Origin of the sequence: Vibrio sp. L5-1, from assembly GCF_021728315.1 — a bacterium.
Classification (GTDB): domain Bacteria; phylum Pseudomonadota; class Gammaproteobacteria; order Enterobacterales; family Vibrionaceae; genus Vibrio; species Vibrio splendidus_K.
Window position 1 is genome coordinate 1,174,804 of the sequence record NZ_JAKKCQ010000002.1, and the last position, 13,852, is coordinate 1,188,655.

General features: G+C 45.0%; 14 protein-coding genes. 2 read left to right on the plus strand and 12 right to left on the minus strand.

All coding sequences use genetic code 11. The features are described 5' to 3' along the window. Window positions 1-10: 10 nt before the first annotated feature. The 7 genes from hscA to trmJ all read right to left on the minus strand — a co-directional run bounded on the left by hscA (window position 11) and on the right by trmJ (window position 5,926). A complete protein-coding gene (gene hscA / locus L3V35_RS12130) occupies window positions 11-1,861 on the minus strand; it encodes a Fe-S protein assembly chaperone HscA (protein ID WP_237299838.1) in 1,851 nt (616 codons plus the stop codon). Between the two features lie 22 nt (window positions 1,862-1,883). Continuing rightward, window positions 1,884-2,399 (minus strand): co-chaperone HscB, encoded by a 516-nt coding sequence (gene hscB, locus L3V35_RS12135; protein WP_009848288.1) that lies wholly within the window; start codon window positions 2,397-2,399, stop codon window positions 1,884-1,886. Between the two features lie 80 nt (window positions 2,400-2,479). Then, window positions 2,480-2,803, minus strand: a complete 324-nt coding sequence (gene iscA, locus L3V35_RS12140) for an iron-sulfur cluster assembly protein IscA (protein WP_004735095.1) — start codon at window positions 2,801-2,803, stop codon at window positions 2,480-2,482. A gap of 103 nt (window positions 2,804-2,906) precedes the next feature. Next, window positions 2,907-3,284, minus strand: a complete 378-nt coding sequence (gene iscU, locus L3V35_RS12145) for a Fe-S cluster assembly scaffold IscU (protein WP_004735094.1) — start codon at window positions 3,282-3,284, stop codon at window positions 2,907-2,909. Window positions 3,285-3,317: 33 nt separating this feature from the next. Next, window positions 3,318-4,532 carry an IscS subfamily cysteine desulfurase gene (locus tag L3V35_RS12150; protein ID WP_004735093.1) on the minus strand — a complete coding sequence of 405 codons (1,215 nt, stop codon included), beginning with the start codon at window positions 4,530-4,532 and terminating at the stop codon, window positions 3,318-3,320. A gap of 27 nt (window positions 4,533-4,559) precedes the next feature. Continuing rightward, window positions 4,560-5,081, minus strand: coding sequence for a Fe-S cluster assembly transcriptional regulator IscR (gene iscR / locus L3V35_RS12155; RefSeq protein ID WP_017079865.1), 522 nt, complete (start codon window positions 5,079-5,081; stop codon window positions 4,560-4,562). A 116-nt stretch (window positions 5,082-5,197) separates the two neighbouring features. After that, window positions 5,198-5,926: a tRNA (cytosine(32)/uridine(32)-2'-O)-methyltransferase TrmJ gene (gene trmJ / locus L3V35_RS12160; RefSeq protein WP_004735091.1), complete on the minus strand. Its 729-nt coding sequence runs from the start codon at window positions 5,924-5,926 to the stop codon at window positions 5,198-5,200. 181 nt (window positions 5,927-6,107) lie between these two features. Here trmJ and suhB point away from each other — a divergent pair, with 181 nt between their 5' ends. Next, window positions 6,108-6,911 (plus strand): inositol-1-monophosphatase, encoded by an 804-nt coding sequence (suhB, locus tag L3V35_RS12165; protein ID WP_004735090.1) that lies wholly within the window; start codon window positions 6,108-6,110, stop codon window positions 6,909-6,911. Window positions 6,912-7,189: 278 nt separating this feature from the next. Here the strand turns inward: suhB and secF are convergent, their stop codons facing one another. The 5 genes from secF to queA form a co-directional block, all read right to left on the minus strand. Continuing rightward, window positions 7,190-8,137 carry a protein translocase subunit SecF gene (secF, locus tag L3V35_RS12170; RefSeq protein WP_004735089.1) on the minus strand — a complete coding sequence of 316 codons (948 nt, stop codon included), beginning with the start codon at window positions 8,135-8,137 and terminating at the stop codon, window positions 7,190-7,192. A 14-nt stretch (window positions 8,138-8,151) separates the two neighbouring features. Beyond that, entirely contained in the window at window positions 8,152-10,008 is a 1,857-nt protein-coding gene (gene secD / locus L3V35_RS12175) for a protein translocase subunit SecD (protein ID WP_004735088.1), read from the minus strand. Between the two features lie 20 nt (window positions 10,009-10,028). Then, on the minus strand, window positions 10,029-10,358 hold the full coding sequence (gene yajC, locus L3V35_RS12180; protein ID WP_004735087.1) for a preprotein translocase subunit YajC: 330 nt from the start codon (window positions 10,356-10,358) through the stop codon (window positions 10,029-10,031). Window positions 10,359-10,469: 111 nt separating this feature from the next. After that, window positions 10,470-11,606: a tRNA guanosine(34) transglycosylase Tgt gene (tgt, locus tag L3V35_RS12185; protein WP_004735086.1), complete on the minus strand. Its 1,137-nt coding sequence runs from the start codon at window positions 11,604-11,606 to the stop codon at window positions 10,470-10,472. A gap of 194 nt (window positions 11,607-11,800) precedes the next feature. Continuing rightward, window positions 11,801-12,853, minus strand: coding sequence for a tRNA preQ1(34) S-adenosylmethionine ribosyltransferase-isomerase QueA (gene queA / locus L3V35_RS12190; protein ID WP_017092445.1), 1,053 nt, complete (start codon window positions 12,851-12,853; stop codon window positions 11,801-11,803). Between the two features lie 334 nt (window positions 12,854-13,187). Here queA and L3V35_RS12195 point away from each other — a divergent pair, with 334 nt between their 5' ends. Then, window positions 13,188-13,631 (plus strand): CBS domain-containing protein, encoded by a 444-nt coding sequence (locus tag L3V35_RS12195; RefSeq protein WP_237299840.1) that lies wholly within the window; start codon window positions 13,188-13,190, stop codon window positions 13,629-13,631. Window positions 13,632-13,852: the final 221 nt, after the last annotated feature.

Genomic DNA, 13,852 nt, shown 5'->3' on the forward strand with positions numbered 1-13,852 from the left:
TCTCTAACTATTAAATATTATCGACTGACTGACCTGACAGTGCAGCTCGAATTGATTTATCCATACGACGAGAAGCAAAGTCTTGGCTCGCTTTGTCGGTATTCTTAATTTCTAGTTCAATGGCATCGGAATTATCGCCATTACGCACTTCGATCAGTGCTTCAATCGCTTGAACAAGTTGTTGTTTTCCTTGTTCATCAAGCAGCTCGTCACCATCGGCTTGCATCGCAGCAATAAGGCCTTCGATAACACGATCCGCTTCTACGCGTTGCTCAGCCAGAGCGCGCGCTTGCATGTCTTCTTTTGCAAACGTCATCGAATCTTTCAGCATGCTAGCTACTTCGTTGTCACTTAGACCGTAAGAAGGCTTAACTTGGATTTCAGCTTGAACGCCAGTGCTCTTCTCCATCGCGGTAACCGATAGCAGGCCATCAGCATCCACTTGGTAAGTGACACGAATATGCGCAGCACCTGCTGTCATTGGCGGAATGCCTTTCAGAGCAAATCGAGCTAGTGAACGACAGTCGTCGACCATTTCACGCTCGCCTTGCACGGTGTGCACTGTCATTGCAGTTTGACCGTCTTTGAACGTGGTAAATTCTTGTGCGCGAGCAACAGGGATCGTGGTGTTACGAGGGATGATCTTTTCGACCAAGCCACCCATAGTTTCGATACCTAAGGAAAGTGGGATAACATCTAGAAGTAGCATCTCAGAGTCAGGCTTGTTGCCAACTAAGATATCCGCTTGAATCGACGCACCAATCGCAACCACTTCATCAGGGTTAATGCTGGTTAATGGCGTACGACCAAAGAAGCCACCCACCATTTCACGGACAAGTAAGGTACGAGTTGAACCACCAACCATAACCACTTCCAGAACTTCGTCCGCGTCAACTTCAGCATCTTTCAGTGCGCGACGGCAAGAAAGTAGAGTTTTCTTAACTAGTGGCTTGATGAGCTCTTCGAACTCTTCACGATTTAATGAACCAGACCAACCTAGTACGTCAACATCAACACTTTCAGCTTCAGATAAGCCAATCTTCGCTTCTGTTGCTGCGTCTAGAAGAATACGGTTCTGTTCTGCCGTTAGCTCTGATAAGCCCATTTGCGCTTGGAAATGTTCTGCAATCAAATGGTCAAAATCATCACCACCTAACGCAGAGTCACCACCCGTAGCTAAAACTTCAAAGACACCTTTAGATAGGCGTAGGATAGAGATATCAAACGTACCACCACCCAAGTCATAAACGGCGATTACCCCTTCTTTACCTGAATCCAGACCGTAAGCAATCGCAGCGGCAGTAGGTTCATTAAGAAGACGTAACACGTGAAGACCAGCCAGTTGCGCCGCGTCTTTCGTACCAGCACGTTGTGCATCATCAAAGTACGCAGGAACGGTAATCACTGCACCAGATAGCTCGCCACCTAGTGTTGACTCAGCACGTTGACCTAGCGCTCGCAGAATGTCTGCTGATACTTGAATTGGATTCTTGTTGCCTTGCTCTGTGCGAATCACAGGCAAACCATTATCACTTTCTTCAAACTGATATGGCAGAGACGGGTATCGCTGTTGAATATCTGACAGTGAGCGACCGATTAATCGCTTAACTGAGATAATGGTATTTTTAGGATCAGTCTGTGCATTTGCACGCGCTTCATTACCAGTCGTATAAGATTCCGATTGGTAGTGAACAACTGAAGGTAAAATGCTTCGACCTTGTTGATCAACGAGTGTACTCGCCTCGCCACTGCGTACTGCAGCAACCAACGAGTTTGTTGTACCTAAATCAATACCCACAGCAAGCTTATGCTGGTGAGGAGCGGCGCTTTGCCCTGGTTCTGCAATCTGAAGTAGTGCCATGGAGGTGTCCTTGTTATACAAACTAGCCGATCAAACGATCTTCAACTAATTCGATTTCATTCTTTAATTTTGCAATAAACTTAAGCTTTCTTACTCGGTCTGCAGCTTCAAGCCAAGCTTCGCTTTCGAGTTCTTGTTGGATAGCGCTTAATTGTTGTTTATACATTTTGCTAACCTTGCCTTCAAATGCAAATAGCGCATCTTCGGGATCAGAACTGTCTGCGATGTCTTCTAGCTCTTCACGCAATTCCATCTGCTCCATCAGGAACATTGGATCTTGCATGGTCTGTTGTTCGCCACGAATGTCTTCGCCGTGTTGAACCAGCAGGTATTCTGCTCGGCTAATTGGATTCTTCAATACCTGGTACGCATCATTGATTTGTGCCGCTTTTTGCACGGCTAATAAGCGATCTCGCTCAGAAGCTATCGCAAATTTATCAGGATGGAATTGGCGTTGCAGATCTCTAAACTGAGAAGAAAGAAGGCTACCATCCAGTTGAAACTGAAGTGGTAGCCCAAATAATTCGAAATGATTCATGTAAAGGTGGTCCTAAGTTTAGGCTCTTTGTTCAGAGCCTAATTTTATTCTTCGCTTACAACGCTTAACGATTCAAGCGTTTAAACATTGAAGCTCTCACCACAACCACATTCGCCTTTCGCGTTCGGGTTGTTGAATTCAAAACCTTCGTTTAGGCCTTCTTTTACATAATCAAGCTCAGTACCATCTAGGTATACTAGGCTCTTTGGATCAATGATGACCTTAACACCTGAATGCTCAAACACTTCGTCTTCTTCGTTAAGCTCGTCAACGAATTCCAGTACATACGCCATACCCGAACAGCCAGTAGTTTTTACTGCTAAGCGTAATCCGAGACCTTTACCACGGTTATCTAGGAAAGCTTGAACTCGGCTTGCTGCCGTATCTGTCATGGTGATGGCCATACTACAACCTTGTGTTTTATATAAATTGAGAACTCAGGTGGGAGCACAAAGGGTGCTCCCAAATATTACTTATTTTTTCGACGTGATTACGGTATTGAAGCGATTAGTGCTTCTTTTTGTAATCCGCAACAGCTGCTTTGATTGCATCTTCAGCAAGAATTGAACAGTGAACTTTCACTGGTGGCAACTCAAGCTCTTCTGCGATTTCAGAGTTTTTGATTGCAGCTGCTTCATCAATACTTTTACCTTTAACCCACTCAGTTACTAGTGAGCTAGAAGCGATTGCGCTACCGCAGCCGTAAGTCTTGAATTTTGCGTCTTCAATAATACCTTCTGCAGATACTTTGATTTGCAGTTTCATTACGTCACCACAAGCTGGAGCGCCAACCATGCCGCTACCTACACTTGGGTCTTCTTTATCAAACGAACCTACGTTACGTGGGTTTTCGTAGTGATCAATTACTTTTTCGCTATATGCCATGATAGTTACCTCGAATCCTCTATTTCCGTGAGATTAGTGATGAGCCCACTCAACAGTGTTCAAATCAATCCCTTCTTTATACATATCCCATAGAGGAGACATGTCGCGTAATTTATTTACCGCTACACGAATTTGTGCAATCGCGTAGTCGATTTCTTCTTCCGTTGTAAAACGGCCGAATGAGAAACGTACTGAGCTGTGTGCCAGTTCATCGTTCAGACCAAGAGCACGTAAAACGTATGAAGGCTCTAGGCTTGCTGATGTACATGCAGAACCTGATGATACTGCTAGGTCTTTTAGAGACATAAGCAGAGATTCACCTTCAACAAAAGCAAAGCTCACGTTTAGGTTGTGTGGTACACGTTGGTCTAAGTCACCGTTTACAGTTACTGCTTCTAGATCTTGAACACCTTTCAATAGGCGCTCACGAAGTGCTAGTGCGTGATCGTAATCTTTCTGCATGTCTTGTTTAGCGATAGCAAACGCTTCGCCCATACCCACGATTTGGTGAGTAGCAAGCGTACCAGAACGGAAACCACGTTCATGACCGCCACCGTGCATTTGCGCTTCAAGACGAATACGTGGCTTACGACGAACGTACAAAGCGCCGATGCCTTTAGGGCCGTATGCTTTGTGTGCAGACATAGAGATAAGATCAACTTTCATCTCTTTTACGTCTAGTGGGATTTTACCCGCAGACTGCGCCGCATCAACGTGGAAGATGATCTTGCGTGCACGACATAACTCGCCGATTGCACCGATATCTTGGATTACACCAATCTCGTTGTTAACGTGCATGATAGAAACTAAAACAGTATCTTCACGCATTGCAGACTGTAGCTTGTCTAGATCAATGATGCCGTTTGCTTCTGGCTCAAGGTAAGTTACCTCAAAACCTTCACGCTCTAGTTGGCGACATGGATCAAGAACCGCTTTGTGTTCTGTTTTACACGTGATTACGTGCTTACCTTTCTTCTCGTAAAAGTGCGCTGCACCTTTGATAGCAAGGTTGTCTGACTCTGTAGCACCTGACGTGAAAACAATTTCACGTGGGTCTGCATTTAGTAGATCGGCAATTTGCTCACGAGCATTATCTACTGATTCTTCTGCCTGCCAGCCGTAACGGTGTGAACGAGATGCAGGGTTACCGAAGTTACCGTCCATCGTCATGCACTGAACCATTTTTTCAGCAACACGTGGATCGACTGGGCATGTAGCTGAATAGTCAAAGTAAATAGGCAGTTTCATTTTCTACTCCAATGTAAAAACTGACCGCTAAGAGCGGGCATTAACACCGTGAGGTGCTGCACTAATCGTTGTAGTGCTCGTATTTTTATGTGCAAAACCATTATTAACCGCAAGATCGATATCTTGACGATCAGAAATCTGTAAAACTTCGTTATCTTTCATTAGCTCACCGAGCGTAATGTCGTTTAAGAAGCTGCTGATTCGGGAGCTTAAATCACGCCATAAAGTGTGAGTTAAACAACGACTACCACCTTGGCAGTCTGCTCGACCGTGACACTTAGTTGCGTCCACTGATTCGTCTACTGCAGCAATCACAGTTCCGACAGCGATGTCGCTCGCTTCAGCACCTAAACGGTAACCACCGCCAGGACCACGAACACTAGCAACTAAGCCAGCTTTACGTAACTTAGAAAATAGTTGTTCTAAGTAAGATAACGAGATGCCTTGTCGCTCTGAAATGTCAGCCAGAGGAACTGGGCTCTTTTGCGAATGCAGTGCTACATCTAGCATAGCTGTTACCGCATATCTTCCTTTAGATGTAAGTTTCATATCACACCGTATCCACATTGTTTATGTGGTTGGAATTTTCCCATACCCGACTAAATTGGTCAAGTATTTAGTTGACTATTTTAGTCAGGTATTCATCCCTACAACTAGAGTGGGCTTTATTTGTCGTTTTTGCTCTTCTCAATTGAAGTCAAAATACCACGTAGAGTATTGATCTCTTGCAGTTCAGGACGAGCTCGGCTGAACAGACGACGTAGCTTGTTCATCACCTGACCCGGTTTATCCTTAGAGATAAATTGGGTATCAATGATCACTTTTTCAAGGTGTTCATAGAACATTTCTAGTTCTTCGTGACGTGGGTACTCATCTTGTTGCTGTGGTTGATATTGGCTCGCAACCATATCAAGGTGTGCCACGCGAACTTCATAGCTTAGCGTTTGCACGGCCATCGCTAGGTTCAATGAGCTGTACTCAGGGTTGGCTGGGATACATACATGGAAGTGGCACTTCTGAAGCTCATCGTTAGTCAAGCCAGTGCGCTCACGGCCGAAGACTAATGCGACTGGGTGCTTTTGACCTTCAACGGCAAACTTTTGTCCGCACTCACGAGGCTCTAGCATTGGCCATTCAAGCGTTCTTGAACGCGCACTTGAACCGACCACCAAACCACAGTCTTTTACTGCTTCATCCAATGTAGACACAATGGTCGCGTTTTCTGCGATGTCACCCGCACCCGCAGCCAGTGCTAAGGTCTGCTCGTCAACTTCACATTGAGGGTCTACAAGAACTAATTGACTCAAACCCATCACTTTCATTGCGCGAGCTGCTGATCCGATATTCCCTGAATGAGACGTACCAACCAGAACGACTTTTACATTGTCTAACATGCTATATGACACCACTTTAAAAATAATCGCGAGATATTAACACATAGCAAAGTAAAATGGTCAGACCCTTCTCGGAATGTGAAACTAAGAGTTCAAAAAATAACCACTTCCCTTTTGGGGAAACTTTGGTATACTCGCCGCCGCTTTAAATTGTTCTTTAACATCTTGTGGGAAAAACCATATGCATCCAATGCTAAACATTGCGATACGCGCTGCGCGTAAAGCTGGCAACCATATTGCTAAATCTCTAGAAACAACTGATAAGATCGAATCGTCTCTAAAAGGTAACAACGATTACGTTACTAACATTGCTCAAGAAGCTGAGTACATGATTATTGAGACAATCAAATCATCTTACCCAGAGCACAGCATTATTTCTGAAGAGTCAGGCCTGACTGAAGGTAAAGATTCTGACGTACAATGGATCGTTGACCCACTAGATGGCACCAACAACTTTGTAAAAGGTTTCCCTCACTTCTCTGTATCTATTGCTGTTCGTATGAACGGTCGTACAGAAGTTGCTTGTGTTTATGACCCAATGCTAAACGAGCTATTCACAGCTCAACGTGGCTCTGGCGCTCAACTTAACAACGCTCGTATGCGTGTTACTCAACTTAAAGACCTTCAAGGTACTGTTCTAGCGACTGGTTTCCCATTCAAGCAAAAACAACACTCTGAATCTTTCATGAAGATCATCTCTGGTCTATTCGTTGATTGTGCGGACTTCCGTCGTACTGGCTCTCCAGCACTTGACCTATGTTACCTAGCGGCTGGCCGTGTTGACGGTTACCTAGAACTAGGCCTTAAGCCATGGGATCTAGCAGCTGGCGATCTAATCGCTCGTGAAGCTGGCGCTATCATGACTGACTTTGCTGGCGGTACTGATTACATGACGTCTGGTAATGTTGTTGCTTCAAGCGCACGTGGTGTTAAGTCTATTCTTAAGCACGTTCGTGAGAACTCTAACGAAGGTATGCTGAAGTAATTCAGACCTTACGTTAATGCTCTTTAGTTAAGAGCAGAAGATTTTCAAAGCCTCGCTATTGCGGGGCTTTTTTGTATCTGCGATACGAGATACGAGATACGAGATACGAGATACGAGATACGAGATACGAGATACGAGCAAGATGGCAGTTAGCTGCGACGAGCACAACGCAATTCGCCAATAAGTTGCGTAGAGCTTATCGACAGAATACAGACGTAAAAAAACCGCTAGTTGCCTAGCGGTTTTTTTTGGTTCAGCGAAAATTGTTAAGCCAAGGCCTAAGGCATTTCGTCAAACTCTTCACCTTCTTTATCCACTTGTGGTGGCATTAGGTGTTCACGCGTAATACCCAACTTCATAGCGAGTGCAGATGCAACGTAGATAGAAGAATAAGTACCAACGGTAATCCCCAATAGAAGTGCAGTCGCGAAGCCGTGAATCATAGCACCGCCCTGAGCGAACAGCGCGATAACTACGAATAACGTTGTACCAGAAGTAATCAATGTACGGCTCAATGTTTGTGTGATTGAGCTGTTCAGTACTTCGGGTGCTTCACCCTTACGCATCTTACGGAAGTTCTCACGAATACGGTCAAATACGACTATGGTATCGTTGAGGGAATAACCGACTACCGTTAGCAAGGCTGCTACGATGGTAAGATCCACCTCAATTTGCATTAGAGAGAACACACCCAGTGTGATGATAACGTCGTGCGCCAGTGCTAATACCGCACCTGCTGCCAAACGCCATTCGAATCGCACTGACACATAGATCAAGATACAGATCAGAGAAACAAGGATAGCAAGGCCACCCGCTTCTGTTAGCTCGTCACCCACATTAGGGCCAACGAACTCGATACGACGCATCTCAACTTGCTCACCAGTACCATCTTTAATTGCAGACAGGATCTGGTTACCAAGCGTTTCGCCAGCAACACCGTCACGTGGACGTAGACGTACCATTACCTCACGCGCAGAACCAAAGTTCTGAACCGTAGCATCACCAAAGCCTTCAGCTTCTAGTGCACTACGGATATCAGGTAGGTTTGCTGGTTGCTCAAAACCCACTTCAATCAGAGTACCACCGGTAAAATCTAGACCCCAGTTCAACGATTTCGTTGTTAAGGTAAAGATGGCAGTACCAATCATCAAGATTGAGAATAAAAAGGCAACCTTTGACCAACGCATAAAGTCGATCATTTTTTCTGCTTTTAGAATCTGAAACATATTAATTCCTAGCCTTAGATCGACAGTTTCTTAACGCGTTTGCCGCCATACATCAGGTTCACGATACAACGTGTTCCGACAATAGCTGTAAACATTGAAGTTAAGATACCGATAGACAGCGTTACCGCGAAGCCTTTAATTGCACCTGTACCTACAGCAAATAGAATAATTGCTGTCAGTAGTGTGGTGATATTGGCATCGGCGATGGTGCTAAATGCGTTCGCATAACCTTGGTGAATCGCTTGTTGTGGACTGCGTCCATCTCGAAGTTCTTCACGTATACGCTCAAAGATAAGTACGTTGGCATCGACCGCCATACCAACCGTCAATACGATACCGGCAATACCTGGCAGAGTCATAGTAGCCCCCGGGATCATCGACATAACACCGATAATCAACACCAAGTTAGCCATCAGAGCAACGTTCGCAATCAAACCGAAAGTACGGTAGTAAAGCAGAGTAAACAACATTACTGCAGCCATACCCCAAACCATCGCCATGATACCCATATCGATGTTTTGTTGACCCATAGATGGACCAATCGTACGTTCTTCTACAATCGAGATAGGTGCAATCAATGCACCAGCACGTAGTAAAAGTGCCAAGTTATGAGCTTCAGCCGTTGAGTCGATACCCGTAATACGGAAGTTACGACCAAGCGCAGATTGAATCGTCGCTTGGTTGATCACTTCTTCGTGCTTACTTAAGATCACTCGACCTTCTGGTGTTTTACGACCGCTGTCTTTGTACTCTGCAAATACCGTAGCCATAAGCTTACCGATATTCTGACGAGAGAATGTAGACATCTTGCTACCACCTTCGCTGTCTAGCGAGATGTTAACTTGTGGGCGACCATATTCATCAACACTTGAGCTTGCATCAGTAATACTTGAACCGCCTAGAATAACGCGCTTCTTAAGTACCACAGGGCGACCATCACGGTCTTGCTTGATTTCGCTACCCGCAGGGGCACGACCAGAAGCGGCAGCGGCTAAGTCAGCACTACTATCAACTTCACGGAACTCAAGTGTCGCCGTTGCACCAAGAATTTCTTTAGCGCGCGCCGTGTCTTGAACACCAGGCAATTCCACTACGATACGGCTAGCACCTTGACGTTGAACCAAAGGCTCAGCAACACCAAGTTCGTTAACACGGTTACGTAGAATGGTAATGTTTTGCTCTACTGCGTAGTTACGGATTTCTTGAAGACGAGCGTCTGTAAAACGAGCAACCAAAGAGAAGCGACCATTAGATTCTGAATCTACGAACGTCATATCTTGGTGCTTAGATTGCAGTAGCGATTTCGCTTCAGCAAGCTGCTCTTCGTTACGTAGAATCACTTCAACTGCATCTTTACCCGATGGGCGAATAGCACGGTAACGAATTTTTTCTTCACGAAGTTCACTACGGAAGGCTTCTTCTTGTTGGCCAACTAGCTTTTGCATCGCAGCATCCATATCCACTTCCATTAAGAAGTGAACACCACCACGTAAATCAAGACCCAGTTTCATTGGTGCAGCACCAATAGATTCAAGCCAATCAGGAGTTGAAGCCGCAAGGTTTAAAGCAACGATAACATCATCACCTAGTGCTTCTGTGATGATATCACGGGCACTAATTTGCGTATCTGTATCGTTAAAGCGAACAAGAATGGAACCGTTTTCTAGAGCAACGGATTTAGTAGAAAGGTTCTCTGCTTCCAGAGCATTGGTGACAGCATCCAGCGTAGACAGATCTACAGAGGCGCCACGCGCCCCTGTAACTTGAACTGCCGGATCTTCACCGTATATATTCGGAAGCGCGTACAACGCAGCGATAGCGATGGCAAACACCACCATCAAATACTTCCATAACGGATAACGGTTTAGCACAGCGAGGATCCTCTAGCTGTTTATAGTGATTTCAGAGTACCTTTTGGTAGCACTGCTGTAACGAAGTCTTTCTTGATAACAACTTCGTTGTTTGCGTTCAGTTCGATAGCAACGTAGTCGCTGTCTTCTGCAATCTTAGTAATCTTACCGATTAGACCGCCGCTTGTTAGAACTTCATCGCCTTTGCCCATAGAAGACATAAGGCTCTTATGCTCTTTTACGCGCTTAGCTTGTGGGCGGTAGATCATGAAGTAGAAGATCACAGCGAACATACCTAGCATGATAAGCATTTCGAAACCGCCGCCTGCTGGTGCACCTTCTACTGCTGCGTGAGCTTGAGAAATAAACATTAAAAACATCCTCTATTATATTTTGGTAATTGTTTGTCTAATTGGGTTGTATCCCTTTATTTTCAAGCCCCATCTCTAGGAATAGAGATGGGGCTCGCAAAAAAAGAAATACTAAGATTCTTTACCTAACGGTGGCACTTCACGCCCCATTCTTGCGTAGAACTCAGCAACGAACTCTTCAAAACGGTCTTCATCAATAGATTGACGAATGTCTGACATAATTCGTTGGTAGAAACGCAGGTTATGAATCGTGTTCAGTCGAGCACCTAGGATTTCGTTACAACGATCCAAATGGTGCAAGTACGACTTGCTGTAGTTCTTACAAGTGTAACAGTCACAATCTGAATCTAGTGGTGTTGTATCCGTTTTATGCTTCGCATTACGGATCTTGATCACACCTTCAGTGACAAACAGGTGGCCATTACGTGCATTTCGCGTTGGCATTACACAGTCAAACATGTCGATACCGCGACGAACACCTTCAACTAAGTCTTCAGGTTTGCCTACGCCCATTAGGTAACGTGGCTTATCTTCCGGCAGTTGAGGGCATGTGTGCTCAAGAATACGGTGCATGTCTTCTTTTGGTTCGCCTACTGCTAGGCCGCCAACAGCGTAACCGTCAAAACCAATTTCTGTTAAGCCTTTAACGGATACGTCACGAAGGTCTTCGTATACGCCACCTTGAACGATACCAAATAGTGAGTTCGGGTTTTCTTGCTTGTCAAAGTGATTGCGTGAACGCTGAGCCCAACGAAGAGACATCTCCATCGAGTCTTTAGCTTCTTTATGCGTTGCAGGGTAAGGCGTACATTCGTCAAAGATCATTACGATGTCTGAGCCTAGATCCTTTTGGATTTCCATCGACTTTTCAGCGTCCATGAAGATCTTGTCACCGTTTACAGGGTTACGGAAGTGAACACCCTCTTCAGTGATTTTACGCGTCGCACCTAGGCTGAATACTTGGAAACCGCCTGAATCAGTCAGGATAGGTCCTTTCCAGTTCATGAAATCGTGCAAGTCACCGTGCAGTTTCATGATCTCTTGACCAGGGCGTAACCATAGGTGGAACGTATTACCTAGCAAGATTTCAGCACCTGTGTCTTTCACTTCTTCAGGAGTCATGCCTTTAACCGTACCGTAAGTACCTACAGGCATGAATGCTGGTGTTTCAACGCTACCACGTTCAAACTGAAGTTGACCACGACGTGCGCCGCTGTTTGTTTTTTTAAGTTCGTATTTTAATTTCACGAAGCCTCCAATATGCCAGAGAAACAATCTGACTGATAATTCAGAACCTTAAGCTAAACATAAGTTCAATCTAGCGAGTTCTATGAGGAGCGGTCGCGTATTCCTTGCGAGAGATTAGACAGACACCCTGCCCGACTCCTAGCTTACTGCTAGCACCCGTAAATTCTGTTTATATCGTTTATAACCAGCTAAAATTAGCTCGTTTTCTTATTGATGAACATCGCATCACCGTAGCTGAAGAAACGGTATTCGCTCTTCACTGCGTGATCGTATGCGCCCATCACATTGTCATAACCAGCAAATGCACTCACCAACATGATCAGTGTTGATTCTGGTAAGTGGAAATTGGTAATCAAGCAATCCACCAACTGGTATTCATAACCAGGGAAGATGAAGATTTCTGTGTCACCAAAGAAAGGAACTAACTCAGTGCCATTTTTTAATGCATCTTGAGCCGCACTTTCTAGTGAACGCACAGAGGTTGTACCTACAGCGATAATGCGTCCGCCGCGAGCTTTTGCTGCTGCAACGGCATCAACCACTTCTTGCGGTACTTCAACGTACTCTGCGTGCATGTGGTGATCGTTGATATTATCTACTTTTACCGGCTGGAACGTGCCAGCACCAACGTGAAGCGTCACGTAAGCAAACTCGACACCTTTTTCTTTCATGCCAGCCATGAGCTTGTCATCAAAGTGAAGACCTGCTGTTGGCGCTGCAACCGCACCCGGCTTTTCATTATAGACAGTCTGGTAGCGCTCTTTATCTGCATCTTCATCAGGACGATCGATGTAAGGAGGCAGTGGCATGTGACCAACGCTGTTAAGAATCTCTAAAACGCTTTGATCGGATGTGAAATGGATTTCAAACAACGCATCATGACGCGCCACCATTTCAGCTTCATACTCATCATTCTCACCAAGGAACAACTTGGTGCCCGGCTTCGGTGATTTAGAACAACGAACATGCGCAAGAATGCTTTTCTCATCGAGCATACGCTCCACTAGCACTTCAAGCTTACCGCCTGAGGCCTTGCGACCGAATACACGAGCAGGAATCACGCGAGTATTATTAAAAACAACAAGATCGCCTGGCTCAACCAAGTCTAAAACGTCTTTAAACGAACCATCAGCTAGGTTACCGCTGTTGCCATCTAATTTAAGCAGGCGGCTTGCTGTGCGCTCCTCTTGAGGGTAGCGAGCAATGAGTTCATCTGGTAGGTCAAAGTGAAAATCTGAAACTTGCATGTTTGTAGTCTTGTCTTAGTTGATGAGATTTGTGCTGTTGACGAAGAATAAATCATGGTTGCAGATCAATCGTTACGGTAAGTCAATCGTTACCAGAAACACATCACAAACACGACTAAAAATTTCGCAGTGGGCTAGTATAGGCACACGAGCCGCAATAGCAAGGTTTACAGCACTGGATTATTGTAAAGAGGCGTAAAATAGTGCTACTGATTCACCACCTCAAACTAAAGAATTAGTTGCATAAAACTCACCCAAGAATGCGTCAGATCTCAGTTATTTTTTGGATAAAAAACTATAGTAATAGCAACAAATAAAAAAGAAGGAGGTTCGTATGATCAAGGTTGAAGATATGATGACTCGCAACCCTCATACCCTATTGCGCTCACACTCACTGGCCGATGCTAAGCACATGATGGAAGCGCTTGATATCCGCCATATTCCGGTCGTTGATTCCGACAGGCAACTACTTGGCGTCGTCACACAGCGAGACGTTCTAGCCGCTCAAGAATCCAGCCTACAAAACATCCCACAAGCTCAATCTTTTACTCTTGCCACTCCCCTCAACGACATCATGCACAAAAGTGTTATGTCAGTAGAGCCGCGTGCTGGGTTAAAAGAATCGGCTATCTATATGCAGAAGCACAAAGTGGGCTGTTTACCTGTCGTAGAAAATCACGAACTAGTAGGCATTATCACCGACAGTGATTTCGTCACGATAGCGATTAACTTATTAGAGCTACAGGAAGAAGTAGAACCCGAAGAAGTTGAAGGTTAATCAAGGTTGTTTTACCCGCAAACCCCCTAGAGCCTTTCAATCCAAGGCTCTTTTCATGCCCCAACTCTCACATATTCACTGTGAAACTCACCGCACCCTTCATTTCTTCTTAGAGACCTGTTCCAAAAAATAAGCATCTCAACAAACCTATCTGACTTATTGTTCTTACATATGAGAATGTAAGACTCTAATTAGATTTATTGATATATCTATCGTTTGGA